The sequence below is a fragment of the Paraburkholderia sp. J94 genome (assembly GCF_905220285.1).
GTDB lineage: Bacteria > Pseudomonadota > Gammaproteobacteria > Burkholderiales > Burkholderiaceae > Paraburkholderia > Paraburkholderia tropica_A.
Genome location: NZ_CAJMZH010000006.1, coordinates 207,112 through 227,426 on the forward strand (window position 1 = coordinate 207,112; position 20,315 = coordinate 227,426).

16 protein-coding genes are annotated in these 20,315 nt (G+C 65.1%); 4 read left to right on the forward strand and 12 right to left on the reverse strand.

The annotated features are described in order from the left end of the window. Positions 1 to 427 precede the first annotated feature (427 nt). Together U4Y88_RS14555 and U4Y88_RS14560 are read right to left on the reverse strand one after the other, a co-directional pair. On the reverse strand, positions 428 to 2,020 hold the full coding sequence (locus tag U4Y88_RS14555; protein ID WP_224007864.1) for an ABC-F family ATPase: 1,593 nt from the start codon (positions 2,018 to 2,020) through the stop codon (positions 428 to 430). Between the two features lie 238 nt (positions 2,021 to 2,258). Then, a complete protein-coding gene (locus tag U4Y88_RS14560) occupies positions 2,259 to 3,173 on the reverse strand; it encodes an NAD(P)-dependent oxidoreductase (protein ID WP_321784733.1) in 915 nt (304 codons plus the stop codon). Between the two features lie 235 nt (positions 3,174 to 3,408). Between U4Y88_RS14560 and U4Y88_RS14565 the strand changes: the two genes are divergently transcribed. After that, entirely contained in the window at positions 3,409 to 3,627 is a 219-nt protein-coding gene (locus tag U4Y88_RS14565; RefSeq protein ID WP_224007858.1) for a dodecin, read from the forward strand. A 151-nt stretch (positions 3,628 to 3,778) separates the two neighbouring features. Here U4Y88_RS14565 and U4Y88_RS14570 read toward each other — a convergent pair whose 3' ends face one another. From U4Y88_RS14570 to U4Y88_RS14585, 4 genes are all read right to left on the reverse strand, one after another. Beyond that, a complete protein-coding gene (locus U4Y88_RS14570) occupies positions 3,779 to 4,864 on the reverse strand; it encodes a BMP family ABC transporter substrate-binding protein (RefSeq protein ID WP_321784735.1) in 1,086 nt (361 codons plus the stop codon). A gap of 71 nt (positions 4,865 to 4,935) precedes the next feature. Then, positions 4,936 to 5,865 carry an ABC transporter permease gene (locus U4Y88_RS14575; protein WP_321784737.1) on the reverse strand — a complete coding sequence of 310 codons (930 nt, stop codon included), beginning with the start codon at positions 5,863 to 5,865 and terminating at the stop codon, positions 4,936 to 4,938. A gap of 81 nt (positions 5,866 to 5,946) precedes the next feature. Then, complete coding sequence (locus U4Y88_RS14580) at positions 5,947 to 7,053, reverse strand: ABC transporter permease (protein WP_310634346.1); 1,107 nt, start codon at positions 7,051 to 7,053, stop codon at positions 5,947 to 5,949. Positions 7,054 to 7,121: 68 nt separating this feature from the next. Continuing rightward, positions 7,122 to 8,756: an ABC transporter ATP-binding protein gene (locus tag U4Y88_RS14585; protein ID WP_321784738.1), complete on the reverse strand. Its 1,635-nt coding sequence runs from the start codon at positions 8,754 to 8,756 to the stop codon at positions 7,122 to 7,124. Between the two features lie 342 nt (positions 8,757 to 9,098). On the opposite strand from U4Y88_RS14585, the gene U4Y88_RS14590 reads away from it, so the two are divergent. Next, on the forward strand, positions 9,099 to 10,031 hold the full coding sequence (locus tag U4Y88_RS14590) for a LysR substrate-binding domain-containing protein (RefSeq protein ID WP_065060128.1): 933 nt from the start codon (positions 9,099 to 9,101) through the stop codon (positions 10,029 to 10,031). A gap of 64 nt (positions 10,032 to 10,095) precedes the next feature. On the opposite strand, the gene U4Y88_RS14595 is transcribed toward U4Y88_RS14590, so the two are convergent. Beyond that, the gene (locus U4Y88_RS14595) at positions 10,096 to 11,505 is read right to left on the reverse strand and encodes an 8-oxoguanine deaminase (RefSeq protein WP_224007843.1); all 1,410 of its coding nucleotides are present in this window, start codon (positions 11,503 to 11,505) and stop codon (positions 10,096 to 10,098) included. Positions 11,506 to 12,119: 614 nt separating this feature from the next. Here U4Y88_RS14595 and uraH point away from each other — a divergent pair. Both uraH and U4Y88_RS14605 read left to right on the forward strand, forming a co-directional pair. Beyond that, on the forward strand, positions 12,120 to 12,473 hold the full coding sequence (gene uraH, locus U4Y88_RS14600; RefSeq protein WP_224007840.1) for a hydroxyisourate hydrolase: 354 nt from the start codon (positions 12,120 to 12,122) through the stop codon (positions 12,471 to 12,473). A 225-nt stretch (positions 12,474 to 12,698) separates the two neighbouring features. Continuing rightward, the gene (locus tag U4Y88_RS14605; protein WP_224007836.1) at positions 12,699 to 13,892 is read left to right on the forward strand and encodes a urate hydroxylase PuuD; all 1,194 of its coding nucleotides are present in this window, start codon (positions 12,699 to 12,701) and stop codon (positions 13,890 to 13,892) included. Between the two features lie 78 nt (positions 13,893 to 13,970). Here the strand turns inward: U4Y88_RS14605 and U4Y88_RS14610 are convergent, their stop codons facing one another. The 5 genes from U4Y88_RS14610 to U4Y88_RS14630 form a co-directional block, all read right to left on the reverse strand. Beyond that, on the reverse strand, positions 13,971 to 15,527 hold the full coding sequence (locus U4Y88_RS14610) for a TolC family outer membrane protein (RefSeq protein WP_321784740.1): 1,557 nt from the start codon (positions 15,525 to 15,527) through the stop codon (positions 13,971 to 13,973). A 56-nt stretch (positions 15,528 to 15,583) separates the two neighbouring features. Next, positions 15,584 to 17,695, reverse strand: a complete 2,112-nt coding sequence (locus tag U4Y88_RS14615; RefSeq protein ID WP_321784742.1) for a peptidase domain-containing ABC transporter — start codon at positions 17,693 to 17,695, stop codon at positions 15,584 to 15,586. A gap of 2 nt (positions 17,696 to 17,697) precedes the next feature. Next, positions 17,698 to 18,897 carry an HlyD family efflux transporter periplasmic adaptor subunit gene (locus U4Y88_RS14620; RefSeq protein ID WP_321784744.1) on the reverse strand — a complete coding sequence of 400 codons (1,200 nt, stop codon included), beginning with the start codon at positions 18,895 to 18,897 and terminating at the stop codon, positions 17,698 to 17,700. 91 nt (positions 18,898 to 18,988) lie between these two features. Then, positions 18,989 to 19,948, reverse strand: coding sequence for a hypothetical protein (locus U4Y88_RS14625; RefSeq protein WP_321784746.1), 960 nt, complete (start codon positions 19,946 to 19,948; stop codon positions 18,989 to 18,991). A 122-nt stretch (positions 19,949 to 20,070) separates the two neighbouring features. Then, the gene (locus tag U4Y88_RS14630; protein ID WP_321784748.1) at positions 20,071 to 20,217 is read right to left on the reverse strand and encodes a hypothetical protein; all 147 of its coding nucleotides are present in this window, start codon (positions 20,215 to 20,217) and stop codon (positions 20,071 to 20,073) included. Between the last annotated feature and the right edge of the window lie 98 nt (positions 20,218 to 20,315).

The window sequence follows — 20,315 nt, forward strand, 5'->3', positions numbered from 1 at the left end:
TGTTGATAGACAATACAGCAGTGATTTAAGGCGGGTGCTGCGGCCATTATATTCGACCAATTCCAGTGCATCGTAAAGATATTATGCAGTGTAGCCAATTGCACTGTGATCTGGAGTGAGCTGTCCCCTCCCCGAAGCCATGGTTCGAATGCGTAGCTATGGGTACAACGCCATTGGTTGACCTGTTCGAAAGGAGCAGCGCACCAGAATAGATGCAGGACAGGAAATAGGATAGATGCGAGGCGACGCGTAAGCGGAACAAATGAGGGGCGCGCGGCGGGGATACCGGCTTCAGTGCGGGTGCCCGGTCATTGATCGGGCAAGCCATGCGGAGCGCGCCGCCAAATTGTCCCAACGGGACAACCGTGGGACAATCTGGGACACATGGAGGGGCTTCTGGGACAAATCAGCGGCTAGCAGCCGAGGCTCAATGCAACCCCTGGCTCGCCAGGAAGTCCTCGTAGTTGCCGCTGTAATCATTGATCGTGCCGTTGGTTTTCACTTCGATGATGCGGTTCGCCAGGCCGTTCACGAATTCACGGTCGTGCGACACGAAGATCAGCGTACCTTCGAATTTTTCGAGCGCGATCTGCAGCGACTCGATCGATTCCATGTCCATGTGGTTGGTCGGCTCGTCCATCAGCAGCACGTTGTGGCGGCCCAGCATCAGCTTGCCCCAGATCATGCGGCCCTTCTCGCCACCCGACAGCACCTTGACCGACTTCTTGATGTCGTCGGCGTTGAACAGCAGACGGCCCAGCGTGCCGCGCACCGACTGCTCGTCGTCGCCTTCCTGGCGGTACTGGTCGATCCAGTCCATCAGCGTGACGTCGGCCGGGAATTCTTCGTACGTGTCCTGCGGCATGTAGCCGATGTTCGCGTTTTCGGCCCACTTCACCGAACCGTTATCGACTGCCACGTTGCCCAGCAGCGAGCGCAGCAGCGTGGTCTTGCCCGCGCCGTTTTCGCCGATGATCGCGATGCGCTCGCCCGGCTGCACGCTGATGTTGAACTTGTTGAAGATGCGGCGTTCGTAGGTCTTCGTGATCTCTTCCGCGACCACGACGATGTTGTGCAGCTTCTTCTCGAACTCAAAGCGAATGAACGGGTTCTGACGCGACGAGGGCTTGAATTCCTCGATCTTGATCTTGTCGATCATCTTCAGACGGCTGGTGGCCTGACGCGCCTTCGACTTGTTCGCCGAGAAGCGGCGCACGAAGTCCTGCAGGTCGGCCACGCGTTCCTTCGCCTTCGCGTTCGCGTTGGCCTGACGCTCGCGCGCCTGCGCCGACGCCAGCATGTAGTCGTCGTAGTTGCCCGGATAGACCTTCAGCGTGCCGTAATCCATGTCCGCCATGTGCGTGCAGACCTGGTTCAGGAAGTGTCGATCGTGGGAAATGATGATCATGGTCGAGTTGTACTCGTTCAGAACATCTTCCAGCCAGCGGATCGAATTGATGTCGAGGTTGTTGGTCGGTTCGTCGAGCAGCAGCACGTCCGGCTTCGAGAACAGCGCCTGCGCGAGCAGCACGCGCAGCTTCCAGCCCGGCGCCACGGCGCTCATCGGGCCCTGATGGAATTCCGTGTCGATGCCGATGCCCAGCAGCAGTTCGCCAGCGCGCGCTTCGGCCGTGTAACCGTCGTACTCGGCGAACTTGGTCTCGAGGTCGGCGGCCTTCATGTAGTCGTCGTCGGTCGCTTCGGGGTTCGCGTAGATCGCGTCGCGCTCGGTCATCGCGCCCCACATTTCGGTGTGGCCCATCATGACGACGTCGAGCACGCGCACGTCTTCGTACGCGAACTGGTCCTGGCGCAGCTTGCCCAGACGCACGTTCGGCTCGAGGATGACGTTGCCCGAGCTTTGCTCGAGGTCGGCACCGAGGATCTTCATGAACGTGGACTTGCCGCAACCGTTCGCGCCGATCAGGCCATAGCGGTTGCCTTCGCCGAATTTGACCGAGATGTTCTCGAACAAGGGCTTCGGCCCGAATTGCATGGTGATGTTGGCGGTAGAGAGCACAGCGCGTCCCGAAAGTAGATCGACGAAAAACCTGTAATTTTAGCAGGTTATGCCAGTTCGCGCGCGGCTGCCAGCGGTTCCGCGGCCTGCGCGCGCTGCGGGGAAATTACTGGAAATTCGTGGCAGATTGATGCCGCGGGCCGCCGAACGGGCGCGGTCCGGCGTGAATTCCACCGTCATCCAACCTCGAACGAACCTCGCTCAGCCCCACTTTTCGGCCCCGATTTCAGCCCCGACTTCAGCCCTGACGCGGCGTCTGCAAAATATCGACGAAACCGGAGAAGTCGGCCTGCGCCAGGCCCATCGCTTCCGCCAGACGCAGCAATTGCTGCACCGTGCCCGAGACCGGCATCGGCGTGCCGGTCTGACGCGCGGCGTCGGCGACCGTATCGACGTCCTTCTGAAACGTTTTCAGCGCGCCGATCGGCGCGAGACCGTCCTGCGTCATGCGCGGCACGAAGGTGCGCAGCAGCGTGGAGTCGGCCCAGCCGCCCGCGAGCGCCTCGGGCAGCTTGGTCGCGTCGATGCCGCTGCGTTGCGCGAGGCCCACCGCTTCGGCGATCGCCGCGACCGTGGCGGTCACGATCGCCTGGTTGCAGAGCTTGGTGGTCTGCCCCGCGCCCGGCCCGCCCATGTGCGTGACGCGCGCCGCGTAGGCGGCCAGCACCGGCTCGATCTGCGCCACGTCCTGCGCCGCGCCGCCCGCCATCACCGCGAGCGTGCCGGCCTGCGCGCCGCCCACGCCGCCCGACACCGGCGCGTCGACCCAGCCGACGCCCAGCGCCGCCGCGCGTTCGGCCAGCTCGCGCGTGAGGCCGGGCGGAATGCTCGAATGATCGACGATCAGACGCACGCGGCGCGCGTCGTCGGGCGCGCCCAGCAGACCTTCGGCGCCGAACACGGTCTGCTCGACCGCCGCGCCGTCCGCGACGCACAGCAGCACCACTTCCGTCCGACGCGCGAGTTCGCGCGGCGTGGCGGCCACGTGCGCGCCATCGGCGACGAGCGCCTCGGCCTTCGCGGGCGTGCGATTCCACACGCTCACCGTGTGCCCCGCACGCAGCAGATGGCGGATCATCGGCGCGCCCATCAGCCCGGGACCGCAAAATCCGACTTCGGTTGCGGGCTGCGCGATGTTGTCCTGCTCTTGCATTTTTTTGTCTCCGGCTCGATGTGGCTCGTCGTGTTGCGCAGCGCCTTGCCCGGCTCCGGGCATGCGCCCTGCACGCTGATAAGGGCGAGGCGCCATCATAACCGGCGGCCTGCCCGCATCCGCCCGCAATCCCGCATCGGTTTCCGCGTGCGTTCCGGCTCGTGTTTGCGTGCGATCCGTTACCTATACTCGATTGGCGCATCCCCGAAAAACCGTGCCCATCGGAGACACTGTCATGAGCGACCATGTCTATAAGCAGATCGAACTCACCGGATCGTCCAAGGTATCGAGCGACGAAGCCATCCGCTGCGCGATCACGCGCGCATCGAAGACGCTGCGGCATCTGCACTGGTTCGAAGTCGTGGAGACGCGCGGCCTGATCGAGAACGACCAGATTTCGCACTGGCAAGTGACGATCAAGGTGGGCATGCGCATCGACGACGTCGACAACTAGCCGCGCGGTCGTTCGCGTCGGCACAAGACAAAACGGCAGCGCGAAGCCGCTCGGGCCTCGCGCTGCCGTTTCACGTCCGGCGTGCGGAATGGTCTGAGGAAACGCGCGCTCACGCGACGCGTTTGCCTCGCTCGCGCCTACGCAAACAAGCTCACTTCGGCAGCGAGCCGTCCACGCCCTCGACGTACCAGTTCAGGCGTTGCAGTTCCGGGTCGGTGAGCGTCTTGCCCGCCGCGACCTTGACCGCGCCCGTCTGATCCTTGATCGGGCCGGTGAACACGTCCCACTTGCCGCTGGCGATCGCTTCGCGCTTCGCGGCGACGGCCTTCTGCGCATCGGCGGACAGATCGGCCGTGTTCACGTCGCCGAGATCGACGGCCTTTTGCGGAATGCCCCACCAGACCGGATCGTTCTTCCACTTGCCGTCGAGCACCTGCTGGATCGCGGCGACGTAATACACGCCCCAGTTCGCCTCGACCGAACCCAGATGCGCGTGCGGGCCGAACTTCTTCATGTTCGAATCCCAGCCGAACGCGTGCACGTGTTTTTCCTCGGCGGTGGCGAGCGTCGCGCTCGAATCGGTGTTTTGCAGCAGCACGTCGGCGCCCTGCCCGATCAGCGTTTCGGCGGCCTGCTTTTCCTTGCCCGGATCGAACCAGCTATTGATCCAGATAACCTTGGTGTGGACCTTCGGATTCACCGAGCGCGCGCCCAGCGTGTACGCGTTGATGTTGCGCACGACTTCGGGAATCGGCACCGAAGCGACGAAACCGAGCGTGTTCGTCTTCGTCGCATAACCGGCCGCAACGCCCGCGAGATACGCGCCCTGATACATGCGCACGTCATAGGTGCCGAAGTTCGGCGCCTTCTTGTAGCCGGTCGCGTGCAGGAACACGGTGTCCGGGAAGTCCTTCGCCACTTTCAGTTCGAAGTCCTGATAACCAAAGCTCGAACCGAAGATGATCTTGTTGCCCTTGCTCGCGAGATCGCGGAACACGCGCTCCGAGTCGGCCGATTCCGGCACGTTCTCCACGCGCGTGATCTTGATCTTGCTGCCGAACTTCTGCTCGGCGGCCTTCGAGCCCTGATCGTGCGCGAAGGTCCAGCCGGCATCGCCCGGATTGCCGAGATAGACGAACGCGACGCCCGGCGCATCGGCGGCCTGCGCGGCCGGGGCGAGCGCCGCCGTGCCGCACGTGGCGGCGACGGCAAAAGCGGTCAGGAGGGTTTTTTTCATTGTGTGGATCTCCGGTCTTGGATTGAGAAACTGCGAGCGTTTCCGTTGTTATCGAGTCTTTATCGAACCATTTAAGCCGCGCCGAAGAACGACTTGCCGAGCGAGGCCGGCGCGTTCAGGCGAATCGTGTTCGGATTGCGCGAGATGAGCACCAGCACGACGATGGTCGCCACATACGGCAGCATCGCGAGGAACTGCGTCGGCACCGGCACGCCCACCGCTTGCGCGTAGAACTGCGCGCCCGTGACCGCGCCGAACAGCAGCGCGCCGATCAACAGACGCCCCGGCCGCCACGTCGCGAACACCACCAGCGCGAGCGCGATCCAGCCGCGCCCCGCCGTGATCTGCTCCTGCCACAGATGCAGTTGCACGACCGAGTAATACGCGCCCGCGAGCCCCGCCATCGCGCCGCCGAACGCCGTCGCGCCATAGCGCACGCCGATCACCGGAAAGCCCACCGAGTGCGCGACCTGCGGCGACTCGCCGACCGAGCGCAGCACGAGCCCGGCGCGCGTGCGGTAGAGGAACCAGCCGACCACGGCGAACATCGCGAACGCGAGGTAATCGACGGGCGTGAGATTGAAGAACGCCGGGCCCACCACGGGCAGATGCGAGAGCCCCGGAATCGGCCACGCGGAAATCGTCGCCGAGGTCGCGGCCGAGGTGTAGGGCTTGCCGACATAAGCCGAGAGCCCGACGCCGAAGATCGTCAGCGAGAGTCCCGTGGCGACCTGATTGGCCTGCATCGTGAGCACGAGAAAGCCGAACAGCAGCGACATCGCCACGCCTGCGGCCATGCCCGCCACGAGCCCGAGCCACGGATTGCCGCTGATCGTGGTAACCGCATAGCCGGTGACGGCGCCCATCAGCATCATGCCTTCGACGCCGAGGTTGAGCACGCCCGACTTCTCCGTGACGAGTTCGCCCACGCCCGCGAACATCAGCGGAATGGCGGCGGTGACGGCGCTCGATGCGAGCGAACTGGCTTGCTGGATATCCATGTCGTGTGGCCTGTTTCGGATGCGTTGTGTTTCGTTGTGTTTCGCTGTGTTTCGAATACGCGTTGTCTGACGCTGAGGGCTTCAGCCCGCCGTCGCAACGGTATGGCGGCGGCGGATGCGGTAGTTCACGAACAGATCCGCGCCGAGCAGGCAGAACAGCAGCAGGCCCTGGAACACGCCCGAGAGCGCCTGCGGCAGCTGCAGCGAGGTCTGCACCGCTTCACCGCCGAGATAGAGCAGCGCCATCAGCAGACTGGCGAGCACGATGCCGATGGGATGCAGCCGCCCCACGAACACGACGATGATCGCCGTGAAGCCGTAGCCCGGCGACCACGTCGCCTGCAACTGGCCGATCGGCCCGGCGATCTCACCCATGCCCGCAAGCCCGGCGAGGCCGCCCGAGAGCAGCAGCGAAGTCCAGATGGTTTTTTTCTCGGAGAAACCGGCGTAGCGCGCGGCGAGCGGCGCGAGTCCGCCCACGCTCATCCGGTAGCCCGCAAAGCTGCGGCGCATGAACAGCCAGACGAGCGGAATCGCCGCTAGCGTCAGGAAGATCGACGCGTTCAGTCGCGTGCCGCGCAGCCAGTGAATGCGCCAGTCGCCGCCGAAGGTCGGATAGAGCGCGTCGCCGCTGAACATTTCGGAGAGCGGAAAATTCATGCCGTTCGGATCGCGCCACGGGCCGCTCACGAGCCAGATCAGCAATTGCGTCGCCACGTAGGTGAGCATCAGGCTCGTGAGGATTTCATTCGTGTTGAAGCGGCTCTTGAGCCACGCGGGAATCGCCGCCCAGGCCATGCCGCCGAGCACGCCCGCGAGCATCATCAGGAACAGGATCCACCAGCCGCTCGCCTGATCGAAATAGATCGCCACGCCGCTGGCCGCGATGCCGCCGAGCACCATCTGCCCTTCCGCGCCGATGTTCCAGACGTTGGCGCGATAGCCCGCCGCAAGACCCAGCGCGATCAGGCACAGCGGCGAGGCCTTGAGCAGCAGCTCGCTCCATCCGTTGATGCTCGATAGCGGTTCGATGAAGAACGCGTGCATGGCCTGCACGGGATCGCGCCCGACGAGGCCGAAGATCAGAAAGCCAATCGCGAGCGTGAGGAGCGCCGCAATCAGCGGCACGGCGATGCGCACCGTGCGGGACGGCGTCGTGCGGGCTTCGAGTCGGTAGGGAAAAATCATGGCGGTGTGATCGGAAACGTTGCGTCGTTGTCGTTATGCGTGGCGAGTCGTGTCGTATCTCGTGCCGCTCACGCGTGCGCCGTGGGCGCGGCCGGTTCGGCGGGCGGTTCGTCGCCGTTGCGCGGGCCATCCTGCTGCCCCGTCTGCGGCCCGCCCTGCTCCGCGCGCTCGCCGAACAGCCCCGCCATCCAGCGGCCGATTTCCTCGGCGTTGGTCTCGCCCGTGAGACGTGCGGGCGACAGGCGGCCGCCCGCAAGCACGGCGATGCGGTCGCAGATATCGAACAGTTCTTCGAGTTCTTCGGAGATCACGAGTATCGCCACGCCGCGCGCCGAGAGATCGAGCAATTGCTGCCGGATGAACGCCGCCGCGCCGACGTCGACGCCCCACGTGGGCTGCGCGACCACCAGCACCTTCGGCGTCTGCAGGATCTCGCGCCCGACGATGAACTTCTGCAGATTGCCGCCCGAGAGACTTTGCGCGAGCGCGTCGGGGCCGCCGCAGCGCACGTCGAAGGCGCCGATGCAGCGCTCGGCGAATGCGCGCATCGCGCCGGTCTTGAGCCAGCCCGAGCGCACCATGCCTTCGCGATGCGCCGTGAGCAGCGCGTTTTCCGCGAGCGACATCGCCGGCACCGCGCCGCGTCCGAGCCGTTCTTCGGGCACGAAGGCGAAACCGAGCTTGCGGCGCGCGCCCGCCGACATCCGTCCGGCCGGTTTGCCGCAGATCGTCACCGCGTCGGCGGGCGTGCCGTGACGCGAGGTCTGCGCCTCGCCCGAAAGCGCGGCGAGCAATTCGGCCTGACCGTTGCCGGAGACGCCCGCAATGCCGAGAATCTCGCCCGCGTGCACGCCGAACGACACATCCTTGAGCGAGGTGCCGAACGGATCGTCGCTCGGCATCGACAGTTGCTTCACGTCGAGCAGCACGTCGCCTGGCGTGTGCGCGCGACGCGTGTAATCGGGCAAATCGCGGCCCACCATCAGGCGCGCGAGCGACGCATGCGTTTCCTCGCGCGGATTCACGTTGCCCGTGACCTTGCCGCCGCGCAGCACGGTGGCCGTGTCGCACAGTTCCTGAATTTCGTCGAGCTTGTGGCTGATGTAGAGAATGCTGCAGCCTTCCGACGCAAGCCGCCGCAGCGTGCCGAACAGCTTGCGCACTGCTTGCGGCGTGAGCACCGACGTGGGCTCGTCCATGATCAGCAGACGCGGGTTCTGCAACAGGCAGCGCACGATCTCCACGCGCTGGCGCTCGCCCACCGTGAGGCTGTGCACGTGGCGCTGCGGATCGACGTCGAGCCCGTATTGCGCCGACACCTCGCGAATGCGTTTGGCCAGCGCCTTCAGATCGAACGCTTCGTCGAGCGAGAGCGCGATGTTCTCGCCGACCGTCAACGTTTCGAACAGCGAAAAATGCTGGAACACCATGCCGATGCCGAGCTTGCGCGCCGCCGCCGGACTCGCGATCTCGACGCGCTCGCCTTCCCAGCGGATCTCGCCCGCATCCGGGCGCACCGCGCCGTAGACGATCTTCATCAGCGTGCTCTTGCCCGCGCCGTTTTCGCCGAGCAGCGCGTGGATCTCGCCGGGCGCGACGGTCAGCGTGACGTCGTCGTTGGCGCGCACGGCCGGATATTGCTTCGTGATGCCAAAAAGCGCGAGTCGCGGCGTGCTGGCCTGACGTGAAGATGAATCGCCCATGGAAGTTGTGCCGTAGTTCGTTGTGGTGCGCGTGGGTTGCAGCCGGTGTAAGAAAGCCGGTTGCTTTATCCGATATGAATGCAGCTTCGTGCCATGCCCGCGAAGCGCCGCTGCGCGGGTCACGATACCTGTTAGCCCTGCCAACGTCGAGACATCAAAAATGTCCGCCGTCCAGACCTCACAGGCGTATACCGGTTATTTGGCGCGAGCGCGCCAACATCGGCAGGGCTTTCGCACGAAGTCGGGATTCGCCGCTCTTGACGGCCCTTTTTGTCCATATTAAAAAACATATACCCACTAAGCCTTTCGATCAGCCAAAACATATAATTCGGAGAGTTGTTCATGAGTCAGCAACGCGAGGCGATCGACACGTACCTCTTGCGCGTCTTGCATACCCTCTTGATGGAACGCAGCGTCACGCGCGCCGCCGTCAAGCTCAATCAGTCCCAACCTGCGATCAGTGCGGCGCTGCGGCGTCTGCGCGACATCACGGGCGACCCGCTGCTGGTGCGCGGCAAGTCGGGCATGGTGCCGACCGAATACGGCCTGCGCCTGCTCGAACCGGTGCAGAACGCGCTGCGCGAGATCGAGCGCATCCGCTTCCAGCAGCACAATTTCGATCCGGCCACGTCGATCCGCTGCTATCGCATCGGCTGCCCCGACTACCTGAACGTGCTGTTCGTGCCCACTGTCGTCGAGCGCTTCCGTCAAGCCGCGCCCAACGCCACGCTCGAATTCCATTCGCTCGGTCCGGCGTTCGACTACGAACTCGCGCTCGAGGAAGGCAAGCTCGATATCGTCATCGGCAACTGGCCCGAGCCGCCCGAGCAGCTGCACCTCTCGAATCTGTTCGTCGACCAGATCGTCTGCCTGATGAGCAACACGCATCCGTTCGCCAAGCGCGGCGGACTCACGCTCGATCAGTACCTGAACGCGCCGCACCTCGCGCCCACGCCCTATTCCGTGGGCCAGCGCGGCGCCATCGACGTGCATCTCGCGCGCGAGCGTCTCAAGCGTCATGTGGTCGTCACGCTGCCGTACTTCAATCTCGCGCCCTACGTGCTGATCAAGTCCGATCTCGTGTTCACGACCACGCGCCTGTTCGCCGACCACTACGCGCGCTTCCTGCCGCTCACGGTCGTGCCCGCGCCGCTCGATTTCCCGCCGATGCAGTACTACCAGTTGTGGCACGAGCGTTGTCATTATTCGGACGAAGTACGCTGGTTGCGCGGCCTCGTCGCCGAAGCGACGAAGACGCTGATCGACAAGCCTTAACGGATGTTCATGCGAAGCGGCTTTTACCGCCGCTTCGCGCTTCATCCCACCCTTCTGGAACGCATTAACGCGCCGACTGCACGAGCCGCGCGGCGAGCGCATTGTGGCGCTCGATCACCGGACCCAGTTCGACGGTCTGCAACACGCCTTCCTTCACGACCACACGCCCCCCGATCACGCTCAACGCGACCTGCGACGGCGCGCAAAACACCAGTGCCGCGACCGGATCGTGCAGCGCGCCCGCAAACAACGGCTGACGCAAATCGAAGGCGACGAAATCCGCGGCCATGCCCGGTGCGAGCGCGCCGATATCGTCGCGTCCGAGCACTTTCGCGCCGCCCAGCGTGGCGATTTCGAGCGCCTCGCGCGCAGTCATCGCATCGGGTCCGAAACCGACTCGCGCGAGCAACATCGCCTGGCGCGCCTCGGCCACCATCTGCGCGCCATCGTTCGACGCCGAGCCATCGACGCCCAGCCCGACCGGCACGCCCGCGAGCCGCATCTTCTTGATCGGCGCAATACCCGACGCGAGCCGCATGTTCGAGCACGGACAATGCGCGACGCCCGTACCCGTGCGCCCGAACAGGCCGATGCCGTGATCGTCGAGCTGCACACAGTGCGCATGCCAGACATCGGGGCCTATCCAGCCCAGATCCTCGGCGTATTCGGCGGGCGTCATGCCGAACTTCTCGCGGCTATAGGCGATGTCGTTGACGTTCTCGGCGAGGTGCGTGTGCATCGAGACGCCGTAGTGCCGCGCCAGCGTCGCCGACTCGCGCATCAGATCGCGGCTCACCGAAAACGGCGAGCACGGCGCCACGACCACGCGCAGCATCGCGTAGCGGCCTTCATCGTGATACGTCTCGATGAGGCGCTGCGTGTCGGCGAGAATCGCGTCCTCGCGCTCGACCACCGAATCGGGCGGCAGACCGCCGTCCTTCTGGCCCACGCTCATGCTGCCGCGGCTCGCATGAAAGCGCATGCCGATCTGCTGCGCCGCGCGGATGCTGTCGTCCAGACGGCTGCCGTTCGGATAGATGTACAGATGGTCGCTCGACGTCGTGCAGCCCGAAAGCAGCAGCTCGGCCATGGCCGTGAGCGTCGAGACCTCGATCATCTCGGGCGTGAGGTTCGCCCAGACCTTGTAGAGATTCGTGAGCCAGCCGAACAGTTCGGCGTCCTGCGCGGCGGGCAGCGCGCGCGTGAGGCTCTGGTACATGTGGTGATGCGTGTTGACGAGCCCCGGCGTGACCAGATGGCCGGTGGCGTCGATCACTTCGTCGGCGTCGGGCGGCAGCTCCGCCGTCGGGCCGACCGCGACGATGCGGTTGTCCTCGATATAGAGGCCGCCGCCGCGAATCTCGCGGCGCGCGCCGTCCATCGTCACCAGCATGTCGGCGTTCTTCACGAGCAGGGTTTTGCCCTTGCCGGGTTCGCGCGCCATACCGTTCGTCGTGCGGTTCGTGGGTTCCATCGTGTCTGTTCGCTCCGTTGTCGTGCCGCGTCGGCGATGCCGCGCTGCGGCGTTCGGGCCCTGGCCCTGAGTGTTGACAGACGTCCCTGCCGCACGCGCCGCTCAGCCGGAAACCGGTGCCGACGCATCCCCGCAAGGACGCCGCTGGCCCGGTTACCCGGCGCGCAGCGCCGTCTTCGGGATGCGCGGCCCGCAATGCCACACTCGGGCGGCGCACAGGCTCTACCTTCGGCGGTCAAAAAAATGCTGACAATTCGCGCCACCGAGATACCCGAATTCACGCCCAGCATATAAAGGTCGATTTTTGGCGCGGCTAGGATGTACTCATGGGTGAAAACCCGCATGAAAAATGCGGGTTGGATCGCGCCGGAAGGCCGCCAGGAGGGGCGCGGCGCTTGAGGCTCATGCTGCCGGCATTATCTTTCTTATCGCTCGCGCGCTGGAGGCCCGATCGTTCTTAAAATGCGTTCACGGCGCTCGCATCGATCCGCCGACGGGTATGTAGCCACTGTCACGCCAGCGACGTGGAGCCTCGATCCGCCGCACCGAATTCCGGGATCGGGCTGCCGCCGCAACCTCGCAATGACACCAGCAAAACACAAGGAAAACTGCGAATGGGCAAGCTGACTACCCACGTGCTCGACACCGCGAACGGCCGTCCCGGCGCGGGCATCAAGGTCGAACTTCATGCGCTCGACGGCGAGGCACGTCGCGCGCTGAAGACCGTGACCACCAACCACGACGGCCGCTGCGACGAACCGCTGCTCGAAGGCGCCGCGCTCGCCGCCGGCGAATACGAACTCGTGTTCCATGCGGGCGATTACTTCGCCGCGCTCGGCGTGAAGGTGCCGGAACCGCGCTTCGTCGATCGCGTCGTGCTGCGCTTCGGCATCGCCGATGTCAACGCGCATTACCACGTGCCGCTGCTCGTCTCGCCGTGGGCGTACAGCACGTACCGCGGCAGTTGAGCGCACGGCTTTCCCGCATCGAGCACACAAGAACAGACGGACCGCAAAGACAGCGGCTAGACGAGGTCAACGTCTAGTTCAACTTCGGCGCAGCGGCGCTACATCGCCCCGCTTGCACGACGCCGCCTCTTTGCATGGCGTCCAGCCCCGCAGTCCGCGCGCGGCGGCGCATCGATCCCCGGACGATGCCCTGCGCGCGTCACGAATCAGGAGTGGAGGAGTTTCATGGAAGGCTTTATCACTGACTGGCTGAACCTCGCGCTGCGCTGGTTCCACGTCGTCGCGGCGATCGCCTGGATCGGCGAATCGTTCTACTTCGTCGCGCTCGACAACAGCCTGAAACCGCCGACGGACCCGAACCAGCGCCGTCGCGGCGTGTTCGGCGAACTCTGGCACGTACATGGCGGCGGCTTCTACAACATGCAGAAGTACACGGTCGCGCCGCCCGAAATGCCCGACGATCTGCACTGGTCGAAATGGCCCTCGTACACGACGTGGCTCTCGGGCGCGTCGCTGTTCACGGTGCTGTATCTGATGGCGCCGAACACCTACCTGATCGACAAGAACGTGCTCGACATGGGCCCGGTCGTCGCGATCTTCTCGGCGCTCGGCTTCCTCGCCGCGGGCTGGATCGTCTACGACTCGCTGTGCCGCCTGCTCGGTACGAAAGACCGTCTGCTCGGCGTGTGCGTGGGCCTCTACGTGGTGATCGCCGCGTATCTCGCGTGCCACATCTTCTCGGGCCGCGCCGCGTATCTGATCATGGGCGCGATGCTGGCGACGATCATGTCGGCGAACGTGTTCTTCGTCATCATCCCGGGCCAACGCAAGATGGTCGCCGCGATGCTCAAGGGCGAAGTGCCGAACCCGATCTACGGCAAGCGCGGCAAGCAGCGTTCGGTGCACAACACCTACTTCACGCTGCCGGTGGTGTTCGCGATGCTGTCGAACCATTACGCGATGACCTATGCGCACGCCTACAACTGGGCCGTGCTCGTGGTGATCATGCTGGCCGGTGCGCTGATCCGCCAGTTCTTCGTGATGCGTCACCGTGGCCAGCAGCTCTGGTATCTGCCGCTCGGCGGCATCGCGCTGATGTTCGTCGCACTGGTCTGGACGCTGCCGCGCCCGGTCGTGCCGCAAGCCGAAGCCGCGAATGCGCCGACGATCAAGGTCGGCGACATCCAGCCGATTCTTCAGCAGCGTTGCGCGGGTTGCCACTCGGCCCATCCGACGCTGATGGGCGCGGCGCCGGCCGGTGTGATGCTCGATACGCCCGACGAGATCACGCAAAACGCGCAGCGTCTGTATCAGCAGGCGGTGACGCTCAAGGCCATGCCGCTCGGCAACGTCACGCACATGACCGACGACGAGCGCCAGAAGATCGCGATGTGGTTCCAGGGCGGCGCGAAGCAGTAAGGCGCGTATCGCTTGAGTGAATCGCAAAGGCTCGAAGCAGACGTTGCTTCGAGCCTTTGTTTTTTCGGGCTGCTGCGGTTAGGGGGTGATCGGCAGATACCCGCCGCCTAAGGCCGCTGTCGCGGGCGCGAGGTCGGCGGCATTGATCGAGCGGGGCGCGGGAGCTTGCGCGGCAGGCGCTGGAGCCAGCGGCGCGGGTGTGGCGGCGGCTGCGCGTGGCGCTTGTTGTGGAGGCTGCGCTTCGATGCGCACGACTTCGATAAGCGGCACTTCTGCACGAAGCGGTTCTGGCCGTGAGGGGACGCTCACGCGGCTCGCCTTGCCTCGCGTCTGCTGCATCGGTTGCATCGGCTGCATCGCCGCGCCGCCCGGCTCGTGCGCGAACAACTGCGTGTTGATGCGCCCCACTTCGTCGAGATCGAGAATCGCCGCCTCGGCCAGCAGCTTCAGCAAGGCCAGCACGGTGTCGTAGCGCGCGCGGATCTGATCGCGCTGGCTCGCGTACAGCGTGTCGGTGGCGCGCAGCACGTCGAAGCTCGTGCGGCTGCCCGCGCGAAAGCCGATGCGCGTCGCCTCCAGTGCGTCCTGCGCGCGCTGCGCCGACTGCGCGAGCGCCACGCTGCGCGCCGCGCCCGCGTTCACGCGCAGCCAGCCGTCGCGCGCATTCGCCGCCGCTTCGCGCACGGCCGCTTCGAGTTCGTCGCGCGCCTTGTCTTCGAGCGCCTGCGCTTCGCGCGTGAGCGCCGTGGTTTCGCCGCCCGAGAACACCGGAATCGTCACTTGCAGCATGCCGGTCGTCGTGGTCGTCGGGCGCGAATAGCCACCGCCCGCGCCAGCGGGCGTATGCGTGAACTGCAACGCGACGTTCGGATAGTGCGCCGCCTGCGCCTTCTCCGTATCGAACTTCGCGACCTGCAAGGCCATCTCGCCGATCTGCACCGGGTACGCACGCGTCTGCGCCTGTGTGACCCACGGCTCGACATCGGCGGGCTGCAGCGCGGGCGGCGCGACGCGCGCGGGCAAGGTGGCGAGCGCGTCAACCGGCGCCCCCGTCAGCCGTTCGAGCGCCACGCGCGCGAGTCGCGCCTGGCTTTGCGCATCGAGCCACTGGACCTGCGCCTGCGAGCGGCTCGATTCCGCCTCGCGCAGATCGATGAGCGTGACTTCGCCCGCCGCCTTCGCGCGCAACAGCAGCGCATAGTGCGCGTCGAGCGCCTGCCGATACGCGTTCGCGCGCGCCAGTTCGTCCTCGGCGGCGAGCCCATCGAAATAGGCCTGCGCCGCGCGCAGGATCGCGTCCTGCGCCGCGGCCGCGGCCTCCAGCCGGCCACGCGCGACCACATAATCGGCCTGACGATACGCCGTCCACAGCGACCAGTCGAACACCGGCTGCACGAGCGAAACGGTCCAGCCGCTTTGCCAGTAGTGCATCGTCGGAAAGCTTTCCATCACGATGCCGTTGTACGCGCGGCCCCACCCGCCCTGCACGCGCGGCAACAGCCCGGCGCGCGCTTTCGGCACCGCCTGCATCGCGGCTCGATACGCGTCGCGCGACGCGGCGAGCGTGGCGTCGTGATCGAGCGTGCTCTCGACCACGCCGAGCAGATCCGTCGCGTATGCAGCGGGAGTCGACACCGCGCATACCAACACGCAAACCGCGTGCGCAATTCGCTTCAATCTCCATGCCGCCATCACGCCGACTCCATCGCTGCTTCGGCCTGAGCGCGATCGACGCGCACGAACGCGCCGTCCATCAGCCGGTAGTGCCGGTCGAAACCTTCAGCCATCGCCACGTCGTGCGTAATCACAACGACGGTGCGCTCGATACGCTGCAGCAGCGACGCGATCTGCCGCACCGCGACCGGATCGAGATTCGACGTGGGTTCGTCGAGCAGCAGCAATTCGCGCGGCTGGTAAAGCGCGCGCGCCAGCAGCAGACGCTGACGCTGCCCCGCCGAAATATTCGCCAGCGAATCGCTGACGGTGGTGCGCGTGCGCATCGGCAGACGCATCACATCGTCGAGCAGGCCCACGGCTTCGAGCAGCGCGTGAATGCGCGCTTCGTCGGCGTTGCCTTCGAACAGCGAGATATTGTCGGCGATCGAACCGTGCAGAATGATGTCGCCCTGGCGCATATGCACGGCGTGGCGGCGGATTTCATCGACGGTGAGATTCGGCCACGCGATGCCGTTGAGCAGGATCTCGCCCGCCTGCGGCTGTTCGGCGGCCGCAAGCAGCTTGAACAGCGTGGACTTGCCCGCGCCCGACGGTCCGGTGATCACGATCTTGTCGCCGCGCGCGATCTCGATGCTCGCGTGGCGCAGCACCGGCATGTCCGACACGCCATAGGCGAAGGTCACGTCGCGCACGCTGATGTGCTCGAAACGCCGCGCTTCGACAGTCTTGTGGCGGTCTTCGAGCGGCGTATAGCGCTCGGTTTCGTGCTGCGTGATGTCGTCCACGCGCGCGACCGGCACGCTCAGCATGAAGTACGCAAAACCCGTATTGATGGCGTGCGCGATGCGATCCGAAAACAGCGACTTGTAAATCATGAACGAGTAAAACGCGCCCACCGAGACGCTGCCCGCAAGCATCAGCTTCGCCGCGAACCACGTGACGGCGAGCGTCTCGGCATGCGCGAGCAGCTTGAGCACGGCGTCGCGCGTGGCCGTCAGCCGGCTGCTGCGGAACAACACCGACGCATAGCCGCGGAACTGCTCCATGAAGCGCGCGACGCGCCGCGTCTCGCCCTGCGAGAGCTTGATGAGCGGCGCGGCGCGCACGGTTTCGATGAGCGCATCGTCGCAGCGCGCGGCCTCGTTGAATACGCGCGCGTGCGTCTCCCACATCGACGCGAACATCGACGCGGACACCACGATATAGAGCGCGAAAATCGCCAGCACGATCAACGACAGCTGGGCGTTCTGCACGAACATCAGCAGCAAGGCCAGCAGTCCCACCGTCAAGTCGATATACAGCGTGACGACGGAGCGCGAGGCGAAACCCGTCACTTCGTCCTGCGCCTTGACGCGCGAAAACACGTCGCCAACATTGCGCTTCTCGAAGTACGCGATCGGCAGACGCAGCAGATGCCCGAGCAATCCTTGCGTGGCGTTCACGCTCATCAGCGCGTGCAGCAACTCGACGAGCACGCCCTGCGCGTACTGGCTGATCGCACCCGCGAGGAAGATGCCCGCGAACGTCAGCGCGAGCACGTTGAGCAGGTTGAGATTGTCGGCGGCTACGACGTGATCGAGCACGAACGCGCCGAAATACGGCTGCGCGAGAATCGCGAACTGACTGCCCAGCGCGACGAACAGAATCTTCGCGAGGCGCCCGCGCATCTGCGGATTGAGACTGCGCAACTGCGCGAGCGCGGCCGGCACGCGCGCGCGCTTCGCGATGCGCTGCATCGCGGGCGTGGGCGCGCACTCGATCAGGTAGCCCGACACGTTCGCCAGAAACGTGTCCATAGCGATGCGCCTGCGCCCTACCGCCGGGTCGATCAGCTTCACATAGTTGCGCGAACAGCTTTCGATCACGACGAAATGCGCGCCGCCGAAATGGACGATCGAACCGCGCTTGATATCGCCGACGTCCTTCGGCTCGAACTGGAAGGCCTGCGTTTCGAGGCCGAACTCGGTCGCGACGTCGTAGAGATCCATCAGCGTCAGGCCGTTGGCGGAGATCGCGCGATACCCGGAAAGCTCGCGCACTTCCGTCGCGCGGCCGAGATGCGTCAGCACCATCGCGAGACAGGCGTAACCGCATTCCGCGACTTCATTCTGATAAATGACCTGCATGACTAGCCTCGCGCAATCTTGAACAGCGGTTCGAGCACCCACTCGGCGACCGTGCGCCGCTCGACCACGACGCTCGCGCTCGCCTGCATACCGGGCAGAATCTCGAAGCGCTGCTTGCCGTAGTCGAAGGTGTGCCCGCGCAGCGTGACCCAGGCGACATACTCGTCGCCGGGCGGCGCAGCGGAGGACTTGTCGGCGTTCGCGCCAGGAGGCATCGGCGCCGCAGAGCTGACCGTCGTGCGCGAGATCGCATCGATGCGGGCTTCGTAGGAACCGAATTTCGCGTAGGGAAACGCGTCGAATTTGAGCCGCACCGTCTGTCCTTCGCGCACGAATCCGCGCCGCCGCGACGGAATGCGCAATTCGGCGCGCAACGGCTGCGTGGCGTCGGTCACGATCACCATCGCGATGTCGGAGGTTTGCAGCGTCGCGCCCTGCACCAGCCGCGAGAACGTCACGACGCCCGCCTTGGGCGCGGAAATGGTGGCGTCGCGACGGTTCTGCTCGAAGCGCGCGTCGGCTTCCTGAAGATCGCGCGCGTGACTCGCGTCGAGTTCCTTGAGTTGCGCCGCGAGCGTGGTTTGCGAGTTTTGCAGATCGGCGAGCGCGGCCAGCGTCTGTTGCCGGCGCGACGCGGATTCCGCACGCGCGATACGGCTTTGGTGCAGATCGGCGCGCGCCTGCTCGATACGGTCGGCCACCACGTAATCGGATACCGATTCGAGCCGCGCGAGCTTGCGCTGCGCCTCGCTGACGAGCTGACCGTTTTGCGCGCCTTGTTCGCCGAGCTGCGCGAGTTCCGCGCGGCGGCTCGCCTCGTTCGCGCGCGCGGTCGCGAGTTGTGCATTCAGATCGATTCGGCGCTGCGTATAAAGCGCGTCGGCGGCGCGCCGCTCCTCGTCGCGCACCTGCGCATCGAACGCGGCGCGGCGCGTGCCATCGTTCGCGAGCGACATGTCGCGTTCGAGACGGAACAGCGGCTGTCCAGCCGTGACACGCTCGGGCGGCTCCACGTAGATCGCCGTGACGAGTCCCGTCTCGCCCTGGATCTTGATTTCGGCGGGCGAAACGATTTCGCAGCGCACGTCCTGCTTGAGTTCGACTTCGTACGTGAACGCAAACACCACGCCCGCGACGACGAACGCCGAGGTTGCATACGCTATCCAGCGCCAGCGGATATCCCGGAACTCGGGAAGATGCATCGATTCCATCTTTTTATGAGGTCCCCGTTGCCTGTGTTGCCGGCAATGCGTGTGGTTCGTACAGCTTGTTGTAAACGGCGGTGTGACGGGATCAGCGTGTCGGCGCGAAGTGATAGGCGCACGGATGGCCCGCGAACAGCCAGTCCGGGTAGTTGTCGCGACGGGCGCGTTCAATGGATTCGGCGAGCCGCTGCGGTGCTTCATCTGACGCAAGGTCGATCGGCTCGAATACGTGCACGCCGAAGCGCCCGTTCGAGAGTGTCAGATAGAACGGCAGCAAACAGGCATCCAGCGGCGCCCCGAGCCGAAAGACACCGTTGTGCACGCGCGCGGCACGCCCGGCCATCGTGACGCCGACTGTTTCCATCGGAAACTTCGCCAGTGTGAACGGCGCGGCGTCCGCGAAGATCGCCAGTACGCCGTCGCGACGCAGCGCGCGCACGACGCGCAACCCCAGGCCATTGCGCTGCTCGTTGTCGCTGTCGTAGGTATAGAGCACGGGCACCGAGGGAATCATCGCTCGATCGTCGCCAAAAACGTCGCGCGGCACAGCCGACACGACCGCAATGGACGCGAGCCCCAGCCCCTTTCGGACCTCGTCGATCACATAGATGTTGGCGTACTGCGAGACGTAGTGAAACGGCGAGAGCAGAACCGCTCGGCCCGGCTCGCGCGCCTTGATCTCGCGAATCCGTTGTGCAATTTGCGCACCGGCTGCGCGCAGATCGGGCCAGACATCGCGGTGCAGCGCCCGGCCGGCATAGAGACGCTCGTCGAGCAAGGTCTCGCGTTCGCGCGCGGACATGGTCCGCAAGGCTTGCGCGCGCGTCAGGCCGACGTCGATGCGCCCCGCCTCGTAGCGTGCGACGCCGCTCGCGCGTACGCGGCCGTTGTAGGCGCTGCCGACCAGCCAGCTCAGCAAGGCGACACGTTCGACATTCGCGAACGACAACCGCGCGAAGATCTGGCGGCGCGTCATATCAAGCGCGTTTGCCGGCAAGGCACACAAATGCCTGAGAGACGGCCGGGCAAAGTGAAACGACATGGGCATGAAAAAATTATCGCGTGCGGCCGACTCGCTCCGCACAGCATCCGAATTCCTGCGTCAATCGCGCCAGGACTCAAGAAGGGGGCGAGCCCCCTTCCCGCTTACTTCAGGCGATCAACGCCCGATCAGCGCGGAACCGGCGTGCCGCCCGACGAGCTGCCCGAAGAAACAACCGGAGCCGGTCCGGACGAACGGCGCGGCGCGCAGTAGCTCTTGCAGCAGCCGCCGGCGGCCTTGATGTCGTTGAGTTGTGCACGTTCGATTTTTTTCATGATCAGGTTTCCTTATTAATTGAGTTAAGCCACCCCGTTTTTGGTGGCGCGACCATTGTTATCAGACTTTTTCCCCGCTTCAATTCGCCTTGACACTT

Excerpts from the sequence above, each read along its gene's own strand:
- U4Y88_RS14560 (WP_321784733.1), bottom strand. The coding sequence starts at position 3,173 with ATGCAAGAGCAGGACAACATCGCGCAGCCCGCAACCGAAGTCGGATTT.
- U4Y88_RS14565 (WP_224007858.1), top strand. The coding sequence starts at position 3,409 with ATGAGCGACCATGTCTATAAGCAGATCGAACTCACCGGATCGTCCAAG.
- U4Y88_RS14570 (WP_321784735.1), bottom strand. The coding sequence starts at position 4,864 with ATGAAAAAAACCCTCCTGACCGCTTTTGCCGTCGCCGCCACGTGCGGC.
- U4Y88_RS14575 (WP_321784737.1), bottom strand. The coding sequence starts at position 5,865 with ATGGATATCCAGCAAGCCAGTTCGCTCGCATCGAGCGCCGTCACCGCC.
- U4Y88_RS14580 (WP_310634346.1), bottom strand. The coding sequence starts at position 7,053 with ATGATTTTTCCCTACCGACTCGAAGCCCGCACGACGCCGTCCCGCACG.
- U4Y88_RS14585 (WP_321784738.1), bottom strand. The coding sequence starts at position 8,756 with ATGGGCGATTCATCTTCACGTCAGGCCAGCACGCCGCGACTCGCGCTT.
- U4Y88_RS14590 (WP_065060128.1), top strand. The coding sequence starts at position 9,099 with ATGAGTCAGCAACGCGAGGCGATCGACACGTACCTCTTGCGCGTCTTG.
- U4Y88_RS14595 (WP_224007843.1), bottom strand. The coding sequence starts at position 11,505 with ATGGAACCCACGAACCGCACGACGAACGGTATGGCGCGCGAACCCGGC.
- uraH (WP_224007840.1), top strand. The coding sequence starts at position 12,120 with ATGGGCAAGCTGACTACCCACGTGCTCGACACCGCGAACGGCCGTCCC.
- U4Y88_RS14605 (WP_224007836.1), top strand. The coding sequence starts at position 12,699 with ATGGAAGGCTTTATCACTGACTGGCTGAACCTCGCGCTGCGCTGGTTC.
- U4Y88_RS14615 (WP_321784742.1), bottom strand. The coding sequence starts at position 17,695 with ATGCAGGTCATTTATCAGAATGAAGTCGCGGAATGCGGTTACGCCTGT.
- U4Y88_RS14620 (WP_321784744.1), bottom strand. The coding sequence starts at position 18,897 with ATGCATCTTCCCGAGTTCCGGGATATCCGCTGGCGCTGGATAGCGTAT.
- U4Y88_RS14625 (WP_321784746.1), bottom strand. The coding sequence starts at position 19,948 with ATGCCCATGTCGTTTCACTTTGCCCGGCCGTCTCTCAGGCATTTGTGT.
- U4Y88_RS14630 (WP_321784748.1), bottom strand. The coding sequence starts at position 20,217 with ATGAAAAAAATCGAACGTGCACAACTCAACGACATCAAGGCCGCCGGC.